The following is a 22,865-nucleotide window of genomic DNA, read 5'->3' as shown; positions in this document are numbered from 1 at the left end:
AATGCTCGGACATTCTGCTGGAGCCGGCCCTTGAAAGCCCTCGACGAACTGACCTTCGACAATCGTTTCGCCCGCCTTGGCGATGCATTCTCCGCCCACGTGCTGCCCGAGCCGATCGACAACCCTCGTCTGGTCGTCGCAAGTGCCGCAGCGCTCGCCCTGCTGGATCTGGAGCCGGCCACCGCCGAAACACAAGAGTTTGCCGAACTGTTCGGCGGCCACAAGCTGTGGGCCGATGCCGAACCGCGAGCGATGGTTTATTCCGGGCATCAGTTCGGCGGCTATACGCCGCAACTGGGTGATGGTCGCGGCTTATTGCTCGGCGAGGTCTACAATGCGGCCGGCGAGCACTGGGACTTGCACCTCAAGGGCGCCGGGCAGACGCCGTTTTCGCGCATGGGCGATGGTCGCGCCGTGCTGCGTTCGTCGATCCGTGAATTCCTCGCTTCCGAAGCGTTGTACGCGCTGAACATTCCGTCCTCGCGCGCAGCCTGCGTGATCGGCTCCGACACCCCGGTCTGGCGCGAAAAGCAGGAACGCGCCGCGATGGTGCTGCGTCTGGCGCCGAGCCATATCCGCTTTGGCCACTTCGAATATTTCTATTACACCAAGCGTCCCGAGGAGCAGAAGTTGCTCGGCGAGCATGTGCTGGCGATGCATTTTCCGCAATGCCTGGAGCAACCCGAACCGTACCTGGCGATGTTCCGCGAGGTCGTCGAACGCAACGCCGAACTGATCGCCAAATGGCAGGCCTACGGGTTCTGCCACGGCGTAATGAACACCGACAACATGTCGATCCTGGGCATCACCTTCGACTTCGGCCCGTTCGCCTTTCTTGATGACTTCGATGCCAACTTCATCTGCAACCACTCGGACGACCAGGGCCGGTACTCCTTCAGCAATCAAGTGCCCATCGGCCAATGGAACCTCAGTGCCCTGGCCCAGGCGTTGACGCCGTTCATCAGCGTTGAAGCCCTGCGCGAAACGCTCGGCTTGTATTTGCCATTGTTCCAGGCGCACTACCTCGACCTGATGCGCCGTCGTTTCGGGTTCACCACGGCTGAGGATGACGATCAATTGCTGCTGGAAAACCTGCTGCAACTGATGCAGAACAGCGGCGTCGACTACACGCTATTTTTTCGCCGGCTCGGTGATCAATCCGCAGAACTGGCCGTTGCTCAATTGCGAGACGACTTCGTCGACATCAAAGGCTTCGACGCCTGGGGCGAACGCTATGTGGCGCGGGTTGCCCGTGATGGCACGCTCGATCAAGAGCAACGCCGCACGCGCATGCACGCGGTCAATCCGCTGTACATCCTGCGTAATTATCTGGCGCAAAAAGCGATTGATGCGGCGGAACAAGGGGACTACTCAGAGGTTCGCCGGTTGTACGCAGTGTTGAGCAAGCCGTTCGAAGAACAACCGGGGATGGAAAGCTATGCCGAGCGCCCGCCCGAGTGGGGCAAGCATCTGGAGATCAGTTGTTCGTCGTAATGGCATCAAACTGGCCAGGCGCAAATTGGAGCGCCGGCGCTGCCAATTTATGCGGGCAGAGCGAGCGCTCAGGTCTGTGCGGCCGCGAATCTCAATCGCGGTCGCAGGGCCTCGCCAGCGTTGAGTTACGCAGCTTGCGTGTGCGCAGAAGGCCGCTCGCCTTGCTTGAATAGCACGAAGTCGCCCTCTTCGCTGTCCGTTGCGGCGCTCTTGAGCAGGAAACCGATCACTAGCCCGCCGCCAAACAATACCCCCGAGAATCCCGGGAAAGGTGGTTTGGCAAAAAACATGAAATAGAGCGTCGCGAGCAGGCTGATCAAGAAATACGGCCCCAGAATCAACAACGCCAACTTACCGATACGGGTGGCCGTATGCAGTTTTTTGTCCAGCACCTGACGGTCGGCTTCATCAAGCAATAGATCCGAGCTGCACTGATAACAGTTGATGGGTTGCAACCGAACCAGTTCGAACGCTTGGTGATACGTCGGTTTGAGCGTGTAGTTGCAATGCCCACAACTCATGATCGCGTCCTTAAAAGGCGTGGAGTCGGTAGGCACAGCGGCCTCTTGGGTGTGGCTCATGACAGTTAATTCCCTTTAGTTGACAGCTACGGCTGAAAAAGCCGCGCGACATGCTAGCAGAGTGCGACTGTCATGGCGTTGCATGGTCTTGCCGTGCCCTTCAGACAAATACATCTACCGGCACGTTGAAGCGCTCTGCCAACCAGCGGACCTGGCGCAAGTTGAGCTTGCGCTTGCCATTCAGAATTTCAGAAACAACCGACTGTGTACCGACACCCGGCAGATCGCTCTGGGTCAAGCCGTGTTCACGCATCATGTAACCGAGAACCTCTTCGCCGCTCGCTTGAGCCATGGGGTGATGGGTGTGATCCCATTCTTTGATCCAGTCACCAATGATGTCGACCAGGCTCATCAAGGGATGCGACTCGTCATCGCCGGTAATCTCGAGTATCTCGTCGACTGCCCTAACCAGGGAGTCGTAGTCCTCTTCGCTCTTGGGTTTTCTAACCAATGGAGAAACAAACTCCCAATGTTCAGCAACTGTCTTGATCAAAACACTCATACCTTTGCCTCCTTCCATTTCCCACGGTCATATTCGCGGTGATCCAACACATGCTTTATGAAAAGCCTCTGTGATCGGTAACTGACAAAAGCAATTAACCTCAGCTTATTGCCGCCGATATCAAAGACATGAAATTCGCCCACCTTGTCGATTGCGGGAAATATCGATTTCATCGCCGCGAAACCCTTTGGATAACTCCTGCTTGCCAGACGAAACCACTGCGCCAGCGCGTTTTCTGCCTGTAGCCACCGTGCCTTGGCCTCTCTAATCGGTTTTTCACTGAACACATGCATGCAACATCCTTATCGCATTCTGCTATAGAAAGTTAATCACAGATCGAAATTATCGCAAGTCGCGATACTACCGAGCAGACCAACGGACCCTCTCGGTGTGCTCCAGCCTAGGTGCAGCCTTGAAGCCTGCACGATTGAAAATATGAGCAAACGTCTCCAACTTACGCTTATCAGCTCTTCACCGGACTTTGCTCATGACCGACCCACTGCTCATCCCCTGCCCCGCCTGCAACGGCCTCAACCGCATTCCCGCCGAGCGCCTCGCTGACCAGCCGAAGTGCGGTCGCTGCAAATCCGCGGTGCTGCTGAACAAACCCTTCGAGCTCAAGCAAGGCGATTACGCCAGCCAGATCAAGGGTGATCTGCCGTTGTTGGTGGACGTGTGGGCGGACTGGTGCGGGCCGTGCAAGTCGTTTGCGCCGATATTCGAGCAGGCGGCTGCGCAGTTGGCGGGCAAGTGTCGGCTAGCCAAGCTTGATAGCGAGGCGAATCAGCAGTTATCGGCGCAGTTGGGGATTCGCTCGATTCCGAGTCTGATTCTGTTCAAGAACGGTCGGGAGGTGGAGCGCCAGAGCGGGGCGTTTCCGTTGCCGCAGTTGATGGCGTGGCTGCGTAGCCAGGGCATCTGACACACCCTGAAAACTCTGTGGGAGCTGGCTTGCCAGCGATGACACTGGATCAGGCACTTCAAATGCTGAACGTGCCGGCCTCATCGCGGGCAAGCCCGCTCCCACAGGTTTTGTGGGAGCTTCGAGAAGTCACGCGTCTTCAAGCAGGTTGTGCAACTCGACAAACTGCTGGGTCAGCTTGTGCCGCGGATCGAGGTGGATCAGCGGCATGCTGGCCTGATGCGATTCACGCATGCGCACTGAACTGGTCAGATACACCGGCAATACCGGCAAACCTTCGGCAATCAGCTCATCGAGTATCTGCTGCGGCAGGCTGGCCCGCGCCTGGAACTGGTTGACCACGATGCCTTCGATTTCCAGCCCTTCGTTATGGTCTTCCTTCAATTCTGCAATTTCCGCCATCAACCCGTACAAGGCCTGACGCGAGAAGCTGTCGCAATCGAAGGGAATCAGCACGCGATCTGCCGCAATCAGCGCCGATACCGCATAAAAATTCAGCGCTGGGGGTGTATCGAGATAAATCCGGTCGTAATCTTCGGACAACTCATCGAGCAATTTGCGCAGCTTGTTGATCTTGTGCTTCGCCTCAAGCTTGGGCTGAAGATCGGCCAGCTCGGCGGTAGCAGTGATGATGTGCAGGTTGTCGAACGGGGTTTCGTAGATATCCGCCTGATTCTTCTTCGAGAACGGCCCTGAAGACAGCGTTTGCTTGAAGAAATCGGCAATGCCCATCGGGATGTCGTTGCCGGTGAGCCCCGTCAGATATTGAGTGGAGTTGGCCTGAGCATCGAGATCGACCAACAGTGTGCGATAACCCTCACTGGCGCTGACCGCTGCCAGATTGCAGGCAATGCTGGATTTGCCTACGCCACCTTTCTGATTGAACACCACGCGCCGCATGACAAAACCTCCGTGTATCAAAGAATGACCGAGTGTAGATGCGCGCCGCCTCGCTTCGCTACCTTCGCGGACATGGACTACAAGGTCAGGTGCAATTTTCCGCGTGCAGGACCAGAAAAAACCGCCAGCAATCGCCGAGATGACCGACAGACAAGCCGCTGACAATCTGGATAATGGCCAAGTGACAGTTTTCCGCGAACCATTCGGTACATTTCACTGCACAAAATGTAACCAGCATTTGCTACACACCCGAGTCACCGGGATAATGCGCGCCACCCGGCGCCAAGCGTCACGTCAAGCCTGCTGCGGCTTTGGCGACTCACGCCTCAACAAAAAGCCCGCAGGGGCGGGATGAATGTCCGTGATCAACTTCAACATCGCCCAGTGGCGCGCGTGGGCCCCGGGGCTCGATAGCGTGGACGCATGGCAAGCCTGGAGCCGACAACCGGTCGTGCTCCAGAGCAGTGATGCCGCGCCCGATGTGTCGTTCTTGCCGGCCATGCAACGCCGCCGCCTCAGCCGACTGGCCAGAATGGCTTTTAGTGTCGGCTGGCCACTGGCCGACGGACGGGAGAATCTGCCTCTGGTGTTCGTCTCGCGACACGGCGAGACCCCGCGCACTTACGAGATCCTGAGTGACCTCGCCAAAGACGAACCGCTGTCACCGACGCAATTCAGCCTCTCGGTGCACAACGCGATCATCGGCCTATGGTCGATCATGCGCGGCGAAACCAGCGAAATGACCGCCCTCGCCGCCGCTGGCGACGGTCTCGAACACGGCATGCTCGAAGCCGCAGCCCTGCTCAATGAAGGCGCTCCGGCAGTGTTGCTGGTGATTACCGAAGAACAGCCGCCCGCAGCCTATTCGGCGTGGATCGACGATGTGCCGTTTCCTTACGCGCTGGGTCTGTTGCTCACTCCCGGTACCGACTGGCGGCTGACCCTGAACAGCACCACCGAAGCACGGTCCAAAGCGCACTGGCCACACGCGCTCAACTTGCTACGCACCCTGCTCGGCCAGCAGCCCCTTTGCCAACACGCCTGGAAAAATCGCGTATGGACCTGGCAACGCAACCCGTGACCGAGAAGAACCGCGACGCCTACTACTGGCGTCTGCTGGCCACCGCGGCGAGTTTCGCGCTGTTCGGGCTGGGCGGGCTGTGCCTGCGCGTGCTGGTTTTTCCGGTGCTCGGCTGTCTGCCCGGTGATGCCCTGAAGCACCGTCAGCGTGCGCGGCAGACCGTCAGTCGGCTGTTCTGGTTTTTTGTCCGATTCATGGCTCGCACCGGCGTATTGACCTACGACATTCAGGGCGCTGAACGTCTCGGTCGTCCAGGGCAGATGATCATCGCCAATCATCCGTCGTTGATCGATGTGGTGTTCCTGATCGGTCTGGTGCGCCAGGCCAACTGCGTGGTGAAGAAAAGCCTGTGGGAAAACCCCTTCACCCGTGGCCCGCTGCGCAGCACCGAATACATCAGCAACGACGGCAGCATGGACATGCTTGATGCGGCCGCCGAGTCCCTGCAAAACGGCCAGACCCTGATCATTTTCCCTGAAGGCACCCGTACTCAACCGGGCCAGGCGCCTGCCTTTCATCGGGGGGCTGCGGCGATTGCCCTGCGGGGTGCGAAAATCCTTACGCCGGTGGTCATCAAGGTCAACCCGACCACCCTGACCAAAGCCGAGCCCTGGTATCGGATCCCCAGCCGCCGCGTGCACTTCAGTTTTCGTGTCGGGGCCGATATAGACCCACAGACATTCGCAGCACAAGGCCCGGCACCGCAGGCCTCGCGCAAGCTCAACGACTATTTGCATTCTTACTTCATCAAGGAGCTCGCCGAAGATGAGCGATCTACACCGTGAGATTAAATTGCTGATCATCGACGCTCTCGGCCTCGAAGACATCAGCGTCGACGACATCGGCGACGATCAAACATTGTTCGGCGAAGGCCTGGGCCTGGATTCTGTCGACGCACTGGAACTGGGTCTGGCGATCCAGAAAAAGTACGGCATCAAGATCGACGCCGACGCCAAAGACACCCGCAACCATTTCTCCAACGTGGCGAGCCTTGCGGCCTTCGTCATGGCAAAACAGGCAGCTTGAGACCGGACCATGCAAACTCGTGACGATATTTTCAACACCCTGCGTGATGCCCTGGTCGAGCTGTTCGAACTGGATCCCTCCCGTGTAAGCCTGGATTCCAACCTGTATCAGGATCTGGAGATCGACAGCATCGACGCGGTCGATCTGATCGACCACATCAAGCGCCAGACCGGCAAGAAGATCGCCGCCGAAGAATTCAAATCAGTGCGCACTGTCGGTGACGTGGTCGAGGCGGTCTACCGTCTGGTTCACCCGGCCGCATGAGCCGACTGATCGGCCTCGGCCTGTTGCTGGCCGGTCTGCTGTATCCCTTTGCGGTGTATTTCGGCATGGAGCACTTTGCCCCGTGGCAGTTCGGCCTGCTGCTGGGCAGCCTGTGGCTGGCGCGAGCACTGGTCGGCGAACGCAAACCCGGCAGTCTGTGGATGGCCTGCGTGGCGATGATGTTTTGCCTGTTGCTGGCGCTGTTCGACAGCCCGCTTTTGCTGCGCTGGTATCCGGTGCTGATCAGCGGTTTTATGCTGGTGCTGTTCAGCCTGAGCCTGAAATACGGCCCGCCGATGGTCGAACGCCTGGCGCGGCTGCGTGAACCGCAGTTGCCGGCCAACGCAATTGCCTACACGCGCAAGGTCACGGTGGCCTGGAGCGTGTTTTTCTTCTGCAACGGTTTGTGCGCCGCGCTCCTGACCCTGTGGGCGCCGCTGAGTTGGTGGATGTTGTACACCGGCCTGATCTCCTACGGATTGATCGGCCTGATGTTTGCCATTGAATGGCTGATACGACAACGGGTAAGAGGCCGTACATGAACTGGATAAAACTTGAGCAACTGTTGCTCAAGGCGTTGCCGGCGCGGGCGATCAGCCAGGCCCCGGCATTGGATCACGCACAACTGTGCGAGCAGGCGTTGAGCGTGGCAGCCGGCCTGCAAGCCCAAGGCGTGCAGCGTTTGGCCGTGCATCTGGAAGATGCCGCCGACCTGGCCATCGCCCTGCTCGGTGCCTGGCGCGCTGGCGTCAGCGTATTGCTGCCTTCGGACTTGCAGGCGCAAACCCGCCAGCGCTGGTCCGGCGAAGTGGATCTGTGGCTGACCGATCAAACCGGCGACAGTGGTTTAGCTGAATTCCATCAGCCGCCACTTCCCGGCGCCGAGCTGGATCTGGATCAGTGTCGCTTGAGCCTGTGCACTTCCGGCTCCAGCGGCGAGCCCAAGCGCATCGACAAAACCCTGCGCCAGTTGGCCAATGAGGTCGAGGCGCTGGAACAGCTGTGGGGCGCGGATCTCGCCGAGGCATGCATCATCGGCAGCGTCGCCACCCAGCACATCTACGGTTTGCTGTTTCGCGTGTTGTGGCCACTGTGCGCCGGGCGAACGTTCGTGCGCAAACAACTGGCATTCCCCGAAGACCTGCAACGCGCCAGCCGCGAGTATCCAGCCTTCGCCTGGGTAGCCAGCCCGGCGTTGCTCAAACGCATGGGCGACAATCTCGACTGGCCGGCCCTGAGCGCCGTACGCCGGGTGTTTTCCTCGGGTGGCGCACTGCCTGTAGACGCGGCTCAAAGCCTGCAGCAACGCTTGCAACAGTGGCCGACTGAAATTCTCGGCAGCTCGGAAACTGGCGGCATCGCCTGGCGTCAGGGTAAGCAGCTGTGGCAGCCGTTCGCCGGTGTCGAATTGAGTCGGGACAACGACGGTGCACTGCTGATCGCCTCACCGTATCTGCCTGCCGGGCATGTCGAACACACCGCCGATGCAGCACGCATTGCCGCCGATGGCCGTTTCGAACTGCTGGGTCGACTGGACCGAATCGTCAAACTCGAAGAAAAACGCATTTCCTTGCCGATGCTTGAGCAAGCCTTGGTCGCCCACGACTGGGTTGCCGAAGCGCGCTTGGGCGTTGTTCAGGAAAATCGTGCGTCCCTCGGCGCCTTGCTGGTGCTCAGCGAGTCCGGCCTGTTTGCTCTGCGCGAACACGGTCGACGTAGCCTGACCGAAGCCCTGCGCCAGCACTTGAAAGAGCACTGCGAAGCCCTGGCCCTGCCGCGTCGCTGGCGATTGCTGCGGCAAATGCCGCTCAACAGCCAGGGCAAACTGCCGCAGGCGGATATCGAGGCGCTGCTGCTCGGCCCTCGACCGAAAGCCCCCGAGGTGCTGGAGCAAACCGAAACGGATGGCGAATGGAGCCTGCAACTGAGCGTGCCGCCGGATCTGGCGTACTTCAGCGGCCACTTCCCCAAAGCCCCCGTGTTACCCGGCGTGGTGCAAGTGGAATGGGCACTGAACCTCGCTCGGCAACTGCTCAACCTGAGCGGTGCCTTCGCTGGCATGGAAGTGCTGAAATTCCAGCAACTGGTGCGTCCCGGCGATGAAATCCAGCTGCACCTGCGCTTCGATCCCGAGCGCGGCAAATTGTATTTCGCCTATCGCAATGACATGGCGACCTGCTCCAGTGGCCGCATCCTTCTGGAGACTGGCAATGCATAACCCCTGCGCCGTGATCCCGGTCTACAACCACGAAACCGCAATCACCACCGTTGTCGACGCCCTGCTCGCTCAAAGTCTACCGTGCCTGCTGGTGGACGACGCCAGCAAGCAGTCCTGCGCGCGGGTGCTGGACATGCTGGCCGAGCGCGACAACGTGCATCTGGTGCGGCTAACCATCAATCAGGGCAAGGGCGGCGCGGTGATGACCGGCCTGCGCGAAGCCTCGCGCCTGGGCTTCAGCCACGCGCTACAGGTCGACGCTGACGGTCAGCATGATCTGCACGACGTTGCCCGTTTCGTTGAGGAGTCCCGCGCACATCCGCAAGCGATGATCTGCGGCTATCCGCTGTTCGACGAAAGCGTGCCCAAGGGCCGCTTATACGCGCGCTACCTGACCCACGTGATGGTCTGGATCAACACACTGTCGCTGCAGATCCGCGATTCGATGTGTGGCTTTCGCGTCTATCCGGTTGCAGCGACGCTGGCGGTGATCGACTCGGCCAAGGTCGGCAAACGCATGGATTTCGACTCGGACATTCTGGTGCGCCTGGCGTGGCGCAATCAGCCGATGCGCTGGCTGGAAACCAGCGTGCATTACCCGCTGGATGGCGTCTCGCATTTCCGGCTGTTCCATGACAACGCGCTGATTTCGAGCATGCACGCGCGGCTGTTCTTCGGCATGTTGCTGCGTTTGCCGGTGATCCTCTGGCGACGGTGGCGGACATGACCGTCGAAACCGATAAAAAGCACTGGGCCGACCGCGAGGAGCGCGGCAGTTTCCTGCTGATGAAATTCACCGCGCTCGCCGCCAAGGTGCTTGGTCGCCGCCTGCTGAGCCCGTTGTTATACGGCATCGTCCTGTACTTTTTCCTGTTTGGCCGCACGGCCCGACACAGCGCCCGGCAATACCAGCAGCACCTGGCCGACTGGAGCCAACGTGAAGACCTGCGCCCAAGCCATTGGCGGGTGTTCGGCCAGTTCATGGCATTCGCCGATTCGCTACTCGACAAGCTCGACGTGTGGAACGGCAAGCTGCGCATCGAGCAAATCGAAATCATCGACCCGGCGCTGCTGCGCACTCAGTTGCGTGGCAGTCGCGGGCAATTGCTGGTCGGCGCACACCTGGGCAATCTCGAAGTGTGCCGGGCGCTGGCGGAGATCGGCGAAAAGGTCACGATGAACGTGTTGGTGCACACCAAGCACGCCGAGCAGTTCAACCGCTTGCTGGGGGAAGCCGGGGCGACCAATCTGCGTCTGATCCAGGTCAGCGAACTCGACCCGGTGATCATGCTGCAACTGCACGAACGCCTGGAGCGCGGCGAGTGGCTGGCGATTGCCGGCGACCGTGTGCCGCTGCACGGCGGCCGTAGCGTGACCGTGGACTTCCTCGGCCATCCGGCGCCATTCCCGCAAGGCCCATGGCTGCTGGCCGGGCTCCTCAAATGCCCGGTCAATCTGCTGATGTGCCTCAAGCAACCCGACGGCCATTATCGCCTGACCCTCGAACCCTTCGCCGACGCCGTAGTGTGGAAGCGCAGCGAGCGCGAGCAGGTCATTCATCAGTGGGCCACCCGCTACGCACAGCGCCTGAGTCACTATTGCCTTGAAGCTCCGCAGCAATGGTTCAACTTTTACCCTTTCTGGAAGACCGATGACGACGCCAACCCATGAGCCGGTAACCTTCGGCGAACGCCCTCTGCGCATCGAAGACGTGCTGGCCCTGGCCAACCGTCAGGCGCCCGTACAGTTGCAGAGCGACGCCGATTACCGCGAGCGGATCGCCAAGGGCGCACGGTTCCTCGATTCGCTGCTGGACAAGGAAGGCGTGATCTACGGCGTGACCACCGGTTACGGTGATTCCTGCGTGGTCGCGGTGCCGCTGCATCACGTCGAGGCGCTGCCGCGTCATCTCTACACTTTCCACGGTTGCGGATTGGGCAAACTGCTCGACGCCCAAGCCACCCGCGCAGTGCTGGCGGCGCGTTTGCAGTCGCTGTGCCACGGCGTTTCCGGGGTGCGGATTGAACTGCTCGAGCGCCTGCACGCCTTCCTCGAATACGACATCCTGCCGCTGATTCCCGAAGAAGGCTCGGTTGGCGCCAGCGGCGATCTGACGCCGCTGTCCTACGTCGCGGCAACCCTGTCCGGTGAGCGTGAAGTGATGTTCCGTGGCGAGCGCCGTCAAGCGGCCGACGTCCATCGCGAACTCGGCTGGACGCCGTTGGTGTTGCGCCCCAAAGAAGCGTTGGCACTGATGAACGGCACCGCCGTGATGACCGGCCTCGCCTGCCTCGCCTACGCCCGCGCCGATTACCTGTTGCAACTGGCTACCCGCATCACCGCGCTGAACGTCGTGGCGCTGCAAGGCAATCCGGAGCATTTCGACGAACGCCTGTTCGCCGCCAAGCCACACCCGGGGCAGATGCAAGTGGCCGCGTGGCTGCGCAAGGATCTGGCAATCGACGCGCCGACCGCGCCGCTGCACCGCTTGCAGGATCGCTACTCGCTGCGCTGTGCTCCGCATGTCCTCGGCGTGTTGGCCGACAGCCTGAACTGGCTGCGTTCGTTCATCGAGATCGAACTCAACAGCGCCAACGACAACCCGATCATCGACGCCGAAGCCGAGCGTGTGCTGCACGGCGGGCACTTCTACGGCGGGCACATCGCGTTCGCCATGGACAGCCTGAAAAACCTCGTGGCCAACGTCGCCGACCTGCTCGACCGTCAACTCGCGCTGCTGGTCGATGAACGTTACAACCACGGTTTGCCGAGCAATCTGTCCGGCGCCACGGCGGATCGGGCGATGCTCAACCACGGCTTCAAGGCTGTGCAGATCGGCACCAGCGCCTGGACCGCCGAGGCGTTGAAAAACACCATGCCGGCCAGCGTCTTCTCGCGTTCCACCGAGTGCCACAACCAGGACAAGGTGAGCATGGGCACCATCGCCGCCCGTGATGCGATCCGCGTGCTGGAGCTGACCGAACAGGTCGCCGCCGCCACGCTCCTCGCCGCGAACCAAGGCGTATGGCTGCGCGCGCAAGCGGAAGACGCCCGAGCGCTGCCGCCTGCGCTGGCCGCCATGCACGAAGAACTTGCCAAGGACTTCCCGCCGGTCATCGAAGACCGCGCACTGGAAGGCGAACTGCGCCTGTGCCTGCAACGCATCGCTGCGCAACACTGGAGGCTGCATGCGTAGCGCCGGAGTACTGCACGCCGATACGGAAATTCTCGTCCCGTTCTTCGACGTCGACACCATGCACGTGGTCTGGCACGGCCATTACGTCAAATACCTCGAAGTAGCGCGCTGTGCGTTGCTCGACAAGATCGGCCACAACTACACGCACATGGTCGAATCCGGTTACGCCTGGCCGATCATCGATCTGCAGCTGCGCTACGTGCGTGGCGCGGTGTTCGGTCAGAAGCTGAACGTGCGCGCCAGCCTGGTCGAGTGGGAAAACCGTCTGAAGATCAACTATCTGATCACCGACCTGCAAAGCGGCGAACGCCTGACTCGCGCAAGCTCCGTGCAAGTGGCAGTCGAAGTGAGCAGCCGCGAGATGCAACTGGCTTCACCAAAAGTCTTCACTGATGCCGTGGAAAGGATGCTGCGATGAACCTGTTTTCTAGAAGTCTTGGTGCGCTGGTGCTGCTGGCCGTGTCATCACTGTCCCACGCTTTTGACCTGCAACAATTGAGCGCACAACTGGCCAAGCCGGACGTGATCCACGGCCAGTTCGTCCAGGAAAAACACCTGCGCGCCCTTCCCCAGCCGCTGATCAGCAAGGGCAGTTTCGTCATCGCAAAAAACCAGGGCCTGCTCTGGCTGCTGAAAACCCCGCTGCAACAGGATTACCGCATTAGCGCCAAAGGCATTGCCCGGCGTGACGGCAACGGCTGGCAACTGCTGCCGAACAAGAGCGCCGGGGCCGAGCAGAACCGTTTGTTCCTCGCTGTGCTGCAAGGTGACAGCAGCGGCCTGCAACGCGACTTCGAACTGGCGCTCAGTGGCAACGCGCAACGGTGGAAACTCACCCTGACCCCACGTTCGCTATTGCTCAAGCAAGTGTTCAACCAGATCAACATTGACGGCGGCGAACTGGTGCAAACCATCGAACTGCTGGAAACCCAAGGCGACAGCACCGTGCTGCGCATGCAGGACAGCACCGCCGGCCAACCGTTGAGCGACGCGGAGCAACATGACTTTGCCGAGTGAACGCAAGCTGCCCTGGCTGTTCCTGATTCTGCTGCTGGCGGTCGTCGCGCTGGCCGGTTGGCAGTGGCGCGACGGTGCGCCGTTGTCCGCCAACCTGATGGAACTGGTGCCGGGCACCGACCCCGATGCCCTCGAACTGCGCGCCGAACAACGCATGCAGGAGCCTCTCAACCGCGAAATACTGGTGCTGGTCGGCCACGCCGATCGCCAGCAAGCAGTGGCCATGGCGCAAACACTAGGCGAGCAATGGCAAGCCAGCGGACTGTTCGAAAAAGTGCAGTGGAACCTGCAAGCAGACCTCCCGGCCCTGCGCACGCAATTGCTGCAAGGGCGGCTGGCGATGCTCTCGGCGAGTGACCGGCAACTCCTGATCGAACATCCCGACGCCTTCATTCAGCAACGGGTGCAGGCACTGTTCGACCCGTTCAGCGGTTTCAGTCTGGTGCCGAGTCAGGACGACTGGCTGGGCCTGACTGCACGCATCCAGAACAGCCAGCCGCAACACGGCGCGGTGCAGCTGGACATCGGCAGCGGTGCGTTGGTCGCCGATGCCGACGGCAAGAGCTGGGTGCTGTTGCGCGCACGCACCACCGGCAATGCCTTCGACATGAACCTGCCGCTGCAAGTGGCCGATCTGCTTAAGCACAGTCGTGATCAGGCAGCGAAATCCGACGTGCAGATTCTGGCCGCCAGCGGTCTGCTGTACGCGGCCAGCGGGCAGCAACAGGCCACTCGCGAGATGACCTGGGTGGGCGGCGGCGCCACAGTCGGGATTCTGCTGTTGCTGCTTTTGGCGTTCCGTCGCTGGCGCGTGTTGTTGGCATTTGTGCCGGTGCTGGTCGGCATGTTGTTCGGTGCCGTGGCGTGTGTGGCGCTGTTCGGCCATATGCACGTGATGACGTTGGTACTCGGTTCCAGCCTGATCGGCGTGGCAGTGGATTACCCGTTGCACTATCTGTCGAAGAGCTGGAGCCTGAAACCGTGGCGCAGTTGGCCCGCCTTGCGCCTGACCCTGCCCGGGCTGACGCTGAGCCTGATCACCAGCGCCATCGGTTATCTGGCGCTGGCGTGGACGCCCTTCCCGGCGCTGACGCAAATCGCCGTGTTCTCCGCCGCCGGCTTGCTTGGCGCCTATCTGTCGGCGGTGTGCCTGCTGCCGGCGCTGTTGAAGAATGTCGAACTGCGCCCGGCGCAATGGCCGCTGCATCTGGCCAAACGGCTAGTAAACCTGCGGGAAAAACTGCTGGAGCGCATCTGCACGCCAATACTGCTGGCGCTGTTGATCGCCTTCTGTGTGGGCGGTCTCGTGCAACTGCAAAGCAAAAACGACATCCGCCAATGGGTCGGCGCGCCACAGCAACTGACCGACGAAGCGCAGACCATCGCGCGCATCACAGGGTATCAGCCGACCAGCCAACTCTTCCTGGTGCGCGCGGCCAATCAGCAAGAACTGCTCGCACGACAAGCGGCACTGAGCGAACGTCTGGAGCAACTGGTCAACCTCGACAAACTGCAAGGTTTTCTGGCGCTCGATCAACTGGTCAGCCCGCCAAGTCAACAAGAGCAAGTGCGCCAAGCGCTGAACAAGCTTCCACAGTTCTGGCAGCCGCTGCTCGATCTCGGCGTGCCGGTAACGGCCCTGCAAAACGAGTTGCAGCAGTTGCAAACATTACCTCTTGAGGACATCGACGCCGCGCTGGCCGGTCCGCTCGGCGAGCCCTACCGCACGCTGTGGCTCGGCTCGACCGAAGAGGGCGTGGCGGCGATCACCAGTCTGCAAGGCCTGAACAATTCTTCGCTGCTGCGGGTGCAGGCGCTGGATTTACCGGGGGTGGTGCTGGTGGATCGCCTCGGGGAATTGAACAGTGTTTTCGCCGCCACGCAGATCAGCGCGGCACAACTGAAACTCGCCTCCTGCGTGTTGATCGTGCTGGTGTTGATCCTGCCGTTTGGTCTCGGCGGCGCCCTGCGCATCGTCACGCTGCCGTTGCTGGCAGCGCTGTGCAGTCTGGCCAGCCTCGGTTGGCTCGGCCAGCCGCTGACATTGTTCAGCCTGTTCGGCCTGCTGCTGGTGACAGCGATCAGCGTCGATTACGCGATTCTCATGCGTGAGCAAGTCGGCGGCGCGGCGGTGAGTCTGCTCGGCACGTTGCTGGCGGCCGTGACGACGTGGCTGTCATTCGGTTTACTGGCGGTATCGAGCACGCCAGCAGTGAGCAACTTCGGTTTATCGGTCAGCCTCGGGCTGGCCTTCAGTTTCATGCTTGCACCGTGGGCCGGGCGTCACCCTCACACCGCAACAGTCGCGGAGCCGGCAGCATGATGGTCGTCGGATTCTGGCTGCTGGCCCTGGCGCTGTTCTTTGTCGCGACCCGCGTCGGTCGCCACTTCGGCCTGATTCCGATTGTCAGCCAGTTGCTGTTGGCGAGCTTCGGTTTGCCGTTGCTGATGTATTTCTGGATCGAACCGGGCTGGCAGCTCAGCGGCGTCGAACTGATTGCGCCGACGTGGCTGAAAGACCTCTACAGCCTGAGTTTTGCCCTGTTGCTCGGGCACATCCTCAGCGATGTGATCGACCTGCGTCTGGATCGCCAGAGCGTGAAAATCGCCGTACCGAGTTTCGCCGTGCCGTTCGCCTGTGGCCTGGCGACCGCCTATTGGCTGCTGCCGGCGCAACCGTGGCTCAATTCGTTGGCCATCGGTCTGGTGTTCGCCATCACGGCCATTCCGGTGCTGTATCTGTATCTGCGCCACATCGACTACCCGCCCGCCGCCACACGACGGCTGGTGCAAACCGCGATCCTGATCGATCTGACCTGCTGGACCCTGTTCGGCCTCGCCCAAGGCAGTTTGCACCTGAGCAGTCTGTTGCTGCCGCTGGGGCTGGCGTGCGTGCCCTTGCTGCTGCGTCTGTTCGGTGTGCAGCGACCGCTGACTTATAGCCTCGGCTTCTTCGCGTTATTGGTGCTGGCCGAGCACTACAAACTCAATGCGCTGATTTTCGGCATCGGTTACCTGTTGTGCATGGCCACGCTGAAAATACCGCTGGTGCTGCCATTGCCGGCGCGCTGGATGAGCCGTTTGCAGACGTGGATCGCGATCCCGTTGATCCTCACGTTCGGCATCGTGCAAATCGACGTACACGCCGCCCTCGCCAGCCTTGGCGCGCTGCAATGGGCGGCACTGCTGCTGGTGCCGATTGCCAGTAAACTGCTTGGCAACTGGCTTGGCCTCGGCTGGGCCGGTGCCTCGTTCGAGGGTGCCAGTCGCTGGCGGGAAAGCGTGCTGCTGAACATTCGCGGCCTGAGCGAAATCGTCTTTCTCAACTTGCTGTTGCAACAACAGCTCATCACCCCGGCGCTGTACTTCGCGCTGATGCTGATGGGCCTGATCGCGACGTTGCTGCCAGCCCTCATCGGCCTGCATCGCGCCCCATTGAATTTGAACAATCCACTGCCCCGGAGCTCACGTGCCAATCGTTGAAATGGAATCGCGTCAGGTCGTGATCATCGGCGCAGGCCCCTCGGGCGCCATCGCCGCCGCCCTGCTCAAGCGCAAAGGGCACGACGTGCTGGTGATCGAGCGTCAGCACTTCCCAAGGTTTTCCATCGGCGAAAGCCTGCTCAGCCATTGCCTGGACTTCGTCGAAGAAGCCGGCATGCTCGACGCCGTCAACGCCGCCGGGTTCCAGCGCAAGACCGGCGCTGCGTTTGCCTGGGGCGAGCGCTACAGCGCGTTTGATTTTGGCGACACCTTCACCAACGGCAAGCCGACCACGTTCCAGGTACAGCGCGCCGACTTCGACAAACTGCTGGCCGATCAAGCCGCGCTGCAAGGCGCCGAGATTCGCTATGGCGATGCCATCGTCAGCATCGATTTCGACCGGGCAAAACCGCAGTTGGATGTGCGCCGCGAAGACGGCAGCGAATACCGCGTCGAAGCGGATTTCGTGCTCGATGCCAGCGGTTACGGTCGCGTGCTTTCACGCTTGCTGGATCTGGAGGCGCCGTCGAATTTCCCGGTGCGTCAGGCGGTGTTCACTCACGTCGAAGATCACATCGACAACCCGGCGTTCGACCGCGAAAAAATCCTCGTCACCACGCACCCGCAGCATCGCGATATCTGGTTCTGGACCATCCCGTTCAGCAATGGTCGCTGTTCGGTCGGCGTGGTCGCCGCTGCCGAACACTTCGAAGGTCGCGATACCGATCTTGACGCCTGTCTGCGCGGTTTCATCGCCGAAACGCCAAGTCTGGCCGGCGTGCTCAACAACGCCGTGTGGGATACTCCGGCGCGCACCCTCGGCGGCTACGCAGCCAACGTCAAAACCCTGCACGGCCCGGGCTTTGCGTTACTCGGCAACGCGGCGGAATTTCTCGATCCGGTGTTCTCCTCCGGCGTCACCATCGCCATGCGTTCGGCGAGCATGGCAGCGGCGGTGCTGCATCGTCAGTTGCAGGGCGAAACGGTGGATTGGCAAAGCGAGTTTGCCGAGCCACTCAAACGCGGCGTCGACACCTTCCGCTGCTATGTCGAAGGCTGGTACGCCGGGACCTTCCAGGACGTGATTTTTTATGAACAGAGCCAGACCGACATTCGCCGGATGATCTGCTCGATTCTCGCCGGTTATGCCTGGGATGAACGCAACCCGTTCGTCAGCGAAGCTCGGCGCCGGTTGAAGATGATTTCCGAACTTTGTGCAAAGGACGCCCCATGAATTACCTGAGCGACAGCTACGTCGAGGAAACCCGCTTCGGTTTCTGGTTCCTGCGCAGCCACACCTGGCAGCATCACGTGTTGCGCGTGGCAATCAACGATCTGCGTGGGCTGTTCAGCGAAGCACCGCCGGCACACCCGGTGCTGCTCGATGCCGGTTGCGGTCAGGGCAAATCGTTCGGCCATTTGCGCCAGACCTTTGCACCTCAGCGTTTGATCGGCATCGATGCCGATCCGCACAGCCTTGAATTGAGCGCCGAAGAAGCGGCGCGTCAGGGATTGCAAGTCGAGCTGATCGGCAGCGATTGCGCAACGCTCAACGTGCCGGACGCCAGTGTCGATCTGCTGTTCTGCCACCAGACCTTTCATCATCTGGTCGAGCAGGAAAAGGCCTTGGCCGAGTTTTATCGGGTGCTCAAGCCTGGCGGTTATCTGCTCTTTGCCGAATCGACCGAGGCTTACATCGATACCTGGGTGATTCGCTGGCTGTTCCGCCATCCAATGCACGTGCAGAAAAGCGCCGCGCAGTATCTGGGGATGATTCGCGAGCAGGGTTTTGAGTTTGGCGAGCGCAATGTTTCGTACCCGTATTTGTGGTGGAGCCGGTCGAAGGATTTCGGTTTGCTGGAGCGGTTTGGATTGCTCAAGCCCAAACCGTTCGGGCAGCGGGAAGAGACGCTGGTGAACGTGGTTGCGCGCAAGCCGCTGGAAGGTGAGATCTGATGTACGGCAGTCGATCAGTACACAACCCACCCTGTGGGAGCTGGCTTGCCAGCGATAGCGGTGGATCAGTCATCCTCAATATTGGACGTGCCGACGCAATCGCTGGCAAGCCAGCTCCCACAGGTTCTTGGGTGTTGCGACTGTTTTTGTTGGTCTGCATCGCGCTGCTAGGTGCCTGCGCAACTCACGCACCACTACCAACGGGCAACCCGACTCTACCGCTGCCCCTGCAACTGCACATCGAACGCAACCTCGCCGAGCAACGCCAGGACTGGCTGCTGGTGATCCAGCGTGAAGGTTCCGGCATCCGCTGGTCGATGATGGACCCGCTGGGCATTCCCCAGGCACGTCAGCAACTGATCGACGGACGCTGGCAGGCCGATGGCCTGCTGCCGCCCAATCCCGAAGCCCGGGAGTTGTTCGCCGCGCTGCTGTTCGCCCTGACCCCGTCCGGCGAACTCCTGCGCAACTACCCCGCCGCGCAGCAACAGGGCGAGCAACGCTCCCTGCCCGCGCGCTGGGATATCCGCTATTCACAACCGTTGAGCTTCGAATTGAAACTGCCTCAAGGCCCGCACTACCGCGTCTCCCCCCTCGGTGAACCGACGCCATGACCGCCTACTTGAATGCCCTCGGCGTAATCTGCGCACTGGGCCGCGACAAGCATGAAGTTGCGCACAACCTCTTCGCTGGCGACTGCTCCGGCATGCGTCGCGAATCCGGCTGGGTGCCGGAGCGTGAGTTGCCGGTGGCCGCCGTGCACGGTGAGCTGGCAGCGATTGCGCCAGAACTCGCCGACCAGCGCAGCCGCAACAATCAGCTTTTGCTGGAAGCCGCGTTGCAGATCCGCGATGACATCGACCGGGCCATTGAGACTTATGGCCGCGAGCGCATTGGCGTGGTGCTCGGCACCAGCACCTCGGGCATTGACGAAGCCAGTCGTGGTCTGGCGCATTTCCTTCGTGAACAGCAGTTCCCGAGCGGATACGACTATCGGCAACAGGAACTCGGCGCCCCGGCGAATTTCCTTGTCGACTGGCTACAACTGAGCGGGCCGGCCTACGTGATTTCCACAGCGTGCACTTCCAGCGCACGCGCCCTGATGAGCGCGCAGCGCCTGCTCGATCTCGGTCTGTGCGATGCAGTGCTGTGCGGCGGCGTCGATAGCCTGTGCAAGCTGACCCTCAACGGTTTTTCATCGCTGGAAGCGGTATCCGATGAGCGCTGCAATCCGTTCTCGGCCAATCGCAACGGCATCAACATCGGCGAAGCAGCGGTGCTGTTCGTGATGAGCAAACAACGCGGGGAGGGTCCGGCCATCGCCCTGCTCGGCGCTGGCGCCAGTTCCGATGCGCACCATATCTCGGCGCCGGAACCGAGCGGGCGCGGCGCGCTGCAAGCGATGCAAAAAGCCTTGGGTCGCGCGCAATTGCAGCCAGGGCAAATCAACTATCTGAACCTGCACGGCACCGCAACCCAACACAACGACGCCATGGAAAGCCTGGCGGTCGCCACGCTGTTCCCCGACGGCGTGGCGTGCTCGTCGACCAAACCGATGACCGGTCACACGCTCGGTGCTGCCGGCGCGCTGGAAGCAGCGTTCTGCTGGCTGAGCCTGAGCGCTGACAACCCAGGCCACGTGCTACCGCCGCACGTCTGGGACGGCCAACCCGATCCCGACCTGCCAGCGCTCAAGTGGGTGACCGCAAGTGAACCCCTGACGTCCATTGCACCCCGCTACCTGATGAGCAACTCGTTTGCCTTCGGGGGCAACAACGTCAGCCTGATTATCGGAGACGCCCCATGACTGACTGGCCGCTCGCCGAACTGCTGCCTCACGCAGGCGACATGATCCTGATCGACAAGATCATCCGCTTCGACGAAGAACAGATTTACACCTGCCTCACGGTCAAGCCTGACGGCCTGTTCAGCCTGCCCGACGGCAGCCTGCCGGCGTGGGTCGGCGTCGAGCTGATGGCACAAAGCGTCGCCGCGTTCGCCGGTTGTCATGCACGGCGCAAAGGCAACCCGGTGGAACTGGGTTTCCTGCTCGGCACACGCAAGTTCGAGTGCAACGTCGAAGCGTTTCCGGCCGGCAGCGAGTTGACCGTCCATGGCATCCGCTCGCTGGAAGATGACAACGGCATGGGCGTGTTCGAATGCCACATCGCTGCGCCCGGCATCCAGGCCAGCGCCCGACTGAATGTGTTCCGCCCGCCGCAACCGTCCCAATATCTGCAACAGACACAGGAGTCGAACGATGACTGAATCCGTACTGGTCACCGGCTCCAGCCGGGGCATCGGCCGCGCCATTGCCTTGCGTCTGGCGCAGGCCGGGCACGACATCGTCCTGCATTGCCGCAGCGGCGTCGCCGAAGCCCAGGCAGTGCAGGCTGAAATTCAAGCGCTGGGCCGCAACGCGCGCATCCTGCAGTTCGATGTCGCCGACCGTGAAACCTGCAAAACCATTCTCGAAGCCGACGTTGAAACCCACGGTGCCTATTACGGTGTGGTGCTCAATGCCGGGCTGACCCGCGACGGTGCCTTCCCAGCCCTGAGCGACGACGATTGGGACGTGGTGCTGCGCACCAACCTCGACGGTTTCTACAACGTCCTGCACCCGGTGATGATGCCGATGATCCGTCGCCGCGCCGCTGGTCGCATCGTTTGCATCACTTCGGTGTCGGGATTGATCGGCAACCGTGGCCAGGTCAACTACAGCGCCTCCAAGGCCGGTGTCATCGGCGCCGCAAAAGCGTTGGCGATCGAACTGGGCAAGCGCAAAATCACCGTTAACTGCGTCGCGCCAGGCTTGATCGACACAGCGATGCTCGACGAAAACGTGCCGGTGGAAGAATTGATGAAAATGATCCCCGCGCAACGCATGGGCACCCCTGAAGAGGTGGCCAGTGCCGTGAATTTCCTGATGTCGGCGGAAGCCTCGTACATCACCCGCCAGGTCCTGGCGGTCAACGGAGGCTTGTGCTGATGAAGCGCGTCGTTGTCACCGGCATGGCCGGCATCACCTCGCTGGGCAGCGACTGGCAGACCATCGCTGGCAACTTCGCGGCCAACCGCAGCGGCATCCGCCGAATGGACGAGTGGGATCGCTTCAGCGAACTGAACACGCGTCTTGCCGGCCCCATCGATGATTTCGTCGTCCCGGCGCACTGGACCCGCAAGCAACTGCGCAGCATGGGTCGGGTTTCGCGTCTGGCTGTCGGGGCAGCGGAACAAGCCCTGGCCGACGCCGGCCTGCTCGGCGACGCATCGATCAAGGACGGGCGTATGGGCGTGGCCTGCGGGTCGTCCACCGGCAGCACCGACGAGATCAAGGCGTTCGGCAACATGCTGCTCAACTCGGTGGCCGAGGGCCTCAACGCCAACTCCTACGTGCGCATGATGCCGCACACCACAGCGGCGAATATCAGCATCTTCTTCGGCCTCACCGGGCGTTTGATTCCGACGTCCAGCGCCTGCACCAGCGGCAGTCAGGGCATCGGTTATGCCTACGAGGCAATCAAGTTCGGACGCCTGCCGCTGATGCTCGCCGGCGGCGCCGAAGAACTCTGCCCGACCGAAGCGATGGTGTTCGATGCGCTCTACGCCACCAGCCTGAAAAACGACGCGCCACAGACCAGCCCACGCCCGTACGACAAGGGCCGCGATGGCCTGGTGATCGGTGAAGGTGGCGGCATGCTGGTGCTCGAAGAGCTGGAACACGCTCTTGCTCGCGGTGCACATATCCACGCCGAGATCGTCGGTTTCGGCAGCAACGCCGACGGCCAGCACACCACACGCCCGGAACAAACCACCATGCGCCGTGCGATGGAACTGGCGCTGGAAGACGCCGGGCTCACACCGGATGCGATCGGTTACGTCAATGGCCACGGCACCGCTACAGAACAGGGCGATATTGCCGAAACACTGGCGACCAGCAGCTTATTCGGTGAACGCATGCCGATCAGCTCGCAGAAGAGTTTTCTCGGCCATACGCTGGGGGCCTGCGGAGCGCTGGAGTCGTGGTTCAGCATCGAAATGCTCAACCGCGACCTGTACGTGCACACGTTCAACCTCGATGAGGTCGATCCGCACTGCGGCAAGCTCGACTACCTGCGCGGTGAATTCCGCCAGATGAGCAACGAATACGTGATGAACAACAATTTCGCTTTTGGTGGCGTCAACACCTCGTTGATTTTCCGCCGCTGGCACTGACCGCTACACG

26 protein-coding genes are annotated in these 22,865 nt (G+C 61.2%); 22 read left to right on the top strand and 4 right to left on the bottom strand.

The features are described from left to right. The first annotated feature begins 30 nt into the window (after positions 1–30). Positions 31–1,494: a protein adenylyltransferase SelO gene (gene selO, locus H8B20_RS18240; RefSeq protein ID WP_210624103.1), complete on the top strand. Its 1,464-nt coding sequence runs from the start codon at positions 31–33 to the stop codon at positions 1,492–1,494. Between the two features lie 125 nt (positions 1,495–1,619). On the opposite strand, the gene H8B20_RS18235 is transcribed toward selO, so the two are convergent. The 3 genes from H8B20_RS18235 to H8B20_RS18225 form a co-directional block, all read right to left on the bottom strand. Beyond that, the gene (locus tag H8B20_RS18235) at positions 1,620–2,075 is read right to left on the bottom strand and encodes a hypothetical protein (RefSeq protein WP_210624102.1); all 456 of its coding nucleotides are present in this window, start codon (positions 2,073–2,075) and stop codon (positions 1,620–1,622) included. Positions 2,076–2,175: 100 nt separating this feature from the next. Continuing rightward, a complete protein-coding gene (locus H8B20_RS18230) occupies positions 2,176–2,577 on the bottom strand; it encodes a helix-turn-helix domain-containing protein (RefSeq protein WP_210624101.1) in 402 nt (133 codons plus the stop codon). Further along, the gene (locus H8B20_RS18225) at positions 2,574–2,870 is read right to left on the bottom strand and encodes a type II toxin-antitoxin system HigB family toxin (protein WP_210624100.1); all 297 of its coding nucleotides are present in this window, start codon (positions 2,868–2,870) and stop codon (positions 2,574–2,576) included. Before H8B20_RS18225 ends, H8B20_RS18230 begins: the two co-directional genes overlap by 4 nt. Before the next feature lie 194 nt (positions 2,871–3,064). On the opposite strand from H8B20_RS18225, the gene trxC reads away from it, so the two are divergent. Continuing rightward, a complete protein-coding gene (trxC, locus tag H8B20_RS18220) occupies positions 3,065–3,499 on the top strand; it encodes a thioredoxin TrxC (protein ID WP_210624099.1) in 435 nt (144 codons plus the stop codon). A gap of 129 nt (positions 3,500–3,628) precedes the next feature. Here the strand turns inward: trxC and H8B20_RS18215 are convergent, their stop codons facing one another. Beyond that, positions 3,629–4,399, bottom strand: a complete 771-nt coding sequence (locus H8B20_RS18215) for a ParA family protein (protein ID WP_042557297.1) — start codon at positions 4,397–4,399, stop codon at positions 3,629–3,631. 355 nt (positions 4,400–4,754) lie between these two features. Here H8B20_RS18215 and H8B20_RS18210 point away from each other — a divergent pair, with 355 nt between their 5' ends. From H8B20_RS18210 to H8B20_RS18115, 20 genes are all read left to right on the top strand, one after another. Next, the gene (locus H8B20_RS18210; RefSeq protein ID WP_042557296.1) at positions 4,755–5,480 is read left to right on the top strand and encodes a beta-ketoacyl synthase chain length factor; all 726 of its coding nucleotides are present in this window, start codon (positions 4,755–4,757) and stop codon (positions 5,478–5,480) included. After that, positions 5,456–6,265, top strand: coding sequence for a lysophospholipid acyltransferase family protein (locus H8B20_RS18205; RefSeq protein WP_115145979.1), 810 nt, complete (start codon positions 5,456–5,458; stop codon positions 6,263–6,265). Before H8B20_RS18210 ends, H8B20_RS18205 begins: the two co-directional genes overlap by 25 nt. Then, positions 6,246–6,506 carry a phosphopantetheine-binding protein gene (locus H8B20_RS18200; protein ID WP_047299425.1) on the top strand — a complete coding sequence of 87 codons (261 nt, stop codon included), beginning with the start codon at positions 6,246–6,248 and terminating at the stop codon, positions 6,504–6,506. The genes H8B20_RS18205 and H8B20_RS18200 overlap by 20 nt, the downstream gene beginning before the upstream one ends. A gap of 9 nt (positions 6,507–6,515) precedes the next feature. Next, complete coding sequence (locus H8B20_RS18195; protein WP_042557293.1) at positions 6,516–6,770, top strand: acyl carrier protein; 255 nt, start codon at positions 6,516–6,518, stop codon at positions 6,768–6,770. Beyond that, entirely contained in the window at positions 6,767–7,312 is a 546-nt protein-coding gene (locus tag H8B20_RS18190; RefSeq protein ID WP_210624098.1) for a COG4648 family protein, read from the top strand. Before H8B20_RS18195 ends, H8B20_RS18190 begins: the two co-directional genes overlap by 4 nt. After that, the gene (locus H8B20_RS18185) at positions 7,309–8,988 is read left to right on the top strand and encodes an acyl-CoA synthetase family protein (RefSeq protein ID WP_210624097.1); all 1,680 of its coding nucleotides are present in this window, start codon (positions 7,309–7,311) and stop codon (positions 8,986–8,988) included. The genes H8B20_RS18190 and H8B20_RS18185 overlap by 4 nt, the downstream gene beginning before the upstream one ends. After that, the gene (locus tag H8B20_RS18180; protein WP_210624096.1) at positions 8,981–9,715 is read left to right on the top strand and encodes a glycosyltransferase family 2 protein; all 735 of its coding nucleotides are present in this window, start codon (positions 8,981–8,983) and stop codon (positions 9,713–9,715) included. The genes H8B20_RS18185 and H8B20_RS18180 overlap by 8 nt, the downstream gene beginning before the upstream one ends. After that, a complete protein-coding gene (locus tag H8B20_RS18175; protein WP_150593961.1) occupies positions 9,712–10,659 on the top strand; it encodes an LpxL/LpxP family acyltransferase in 948 nt (315 codons plus the stop codon). The genes H8B20_RS18180 and H8B20_RS18175 overlap by 4 nt, the downstream gene beginning before the upstream one ends. Further along, positions 10,640–12,184, top strand: coding sequence for an HAL/PAL/TAL family ammonia-lyase (locus tag H8B20_RS18170; RefSeq protein ID WP_150593960.1), 1,545 nt, complete (start codon positions 10,640–10,642; stop codon positions 12,182–12,184). The genes H8B20_RS18175 and H8B20_RS18170 overlap by 20 nt, the downstream gene beginning before the upstream one ends. Further along, a complete protein-coding gene (locus tag H8B20_RS18165) occupies positions 12,177–12,602 on the top strand; it encodes an acyl-CoA thioesterase (RefSeq protein WP_095187415.1) in 426 nt (141 codons plus the stop codon). Before H8B20_RS18170 ends, H8B20_RS18165 begins: the two co-directional genes overlap by 8 nt. Then, positions 12,599–13,201: an outer membrane lipoprotein carrier protein LolA gene (locus H8B20_RS18160; protein ID WP_210624095.1), complete on the top strand. Its 603-nt coding sequence runs from the start codon at positions 12,599–12,601 to the stop codon at positions 13,199–13,201. Before H8B20_RS18165 ends, H8B20_RS18160 begins: the two co-directional genes overlap by 4 nt. Then, the gene (locus H8B20_RS18155; RefSeq protein WP_210624094.1) at positions 13,185–15,524 is read left to right on the top strand and encodes an MMPL family transporter; all 2,340 of its coding nucleotides are present in this window, start codon (positions 13,185–13,187) and stop codon (positions 15,522–15,524) included. The genes H8B20_RS18160 and H8B20_RS18155 overlap by 17 nt, the downstream gene beginning before the upstream one ends. Next, positions 15,521–16,684, top strand: a complete 1,164-nt coding sequence (locus tag H8B20_RS18150; RefSeq protein WP_210624093.1) for a cation:proton antiporter — start codon at positions 15,521–15,523, stop codon at positions 16,682–16,684. Before H8B20_RS18155 ends, H8B20_RS18150 begins: the two co-directional genes overlap by 4 nt. Continuing rightward, positions 16,671–17,918, top strand: a complete 1,248-nt coding sequence (locus tag H8B20_RS18145; protein ID WP_210624092.1) for an NAD(P)/FAD-dependent oxidoreductase — start codon at positions 16,671–16,673, stop codon at positions 17,916–17,918. Before H8B20_RS18150 ends, H8B20_RS18145 begins: the two co-directional genes overlap by 14 nt. Beyond that, positions 17,915–18,640 carry a class I SAM-dependent methyltransferase gene (locus H8B20_RS18140; RefSeq protein ID WP_210624091.1) on the top strand — a complete coding sequence of 242 codons (726 nt, stop codon included), beginning with the start codon at positions 17,915–17,917 and terminating at the stop codon, positions 18,638–18,640. The genes H8B20_RS18145 and H8B20_RS18140 overlap by 4 nt, the downstream gene beginning before the upstream one ends. A 131-nt stretch (positions 18,641–18,771) precedes the next feature. Further along, positions 18,772–19,254, top strand: a complete 483-nt coding sequence (locus H8B20_RS18135; protein ID WP_210624090.1) for a hypothetical protein — start codon at positions 18,772–18,774, stop codon at positions 19,252–19,254. After that, a complete protein-coding gene (locus H8B20_RS18130; RefSeq protein ID WP_210624089.1) occupies positions 19,251–20,447 on the top strand; it encodes a beta-ketoacyl-[acyl-carrier-protein] synthase family protein in 1,197 nt (398 codons plus the stop codon). Before H8B20_RS18135 ends, H8B20_RS18130 begins: the two co-directional genes overlap by 4 nt. After that, positions 20,444–20,908: a hotdog family protein gene (locus H8B20_RS18125; RefSeq protein ID WP_210624088.1), complete on the top strand. Its 465-nt coding sequence runs from the start codon at positions 20,444–20,446 to the stop codon at positions 20,906–20,908. The genes H8B20_RS18130 and H8B20_RS18125 overlap by 4 nt, the downstream gene beginning before the upstream one ends. Further along, positions 20,901–21,629, top strand: a complete 729-nt coding sequence (locus H8B20_RS18120) for a 3-ketoacyl-ACP reductase FabG2 (protein ID WP_047299408.1) — start codon at positions 20,901–20,903, stop codon at positions 21,627–21,629. Before H8B20_RS18125 ends, H8B20_RS18120 begins: the two co-directional genes overlap by 8 nt. Further along, positions 21,629–22,855, top strand: a complete 1,227-nt coding sequence (locus H8B20_RS18115; protein ID WP_047299407.1) for a beta-ketoacyl-ACP synthase — start codon at positions 21,629–21,631, stop codon at positions 22,853–22,855. Before H8B20_RS18120 ends, H8B20_RS18115 begins: the two co-directional genes overlap by 1 nt. Positions 22,856–22,865: the final 10 nt, after the last annotated feature.

The sequence above is a fragment of the Pseudomonas sp. P42 genome (assembly GCF_017973755.1).
Classification (GTDB): domain Bacteria; phylum Pseudomonadota; class Gammaproteobacteria; order Pseudomonadales; family Pseudomonadaceae; genus Aquipseudomonas; species Aquipseudomonas iridis.
This window is presented reverse-complemented; position numbering and strand designations above follow the sequence as displayed.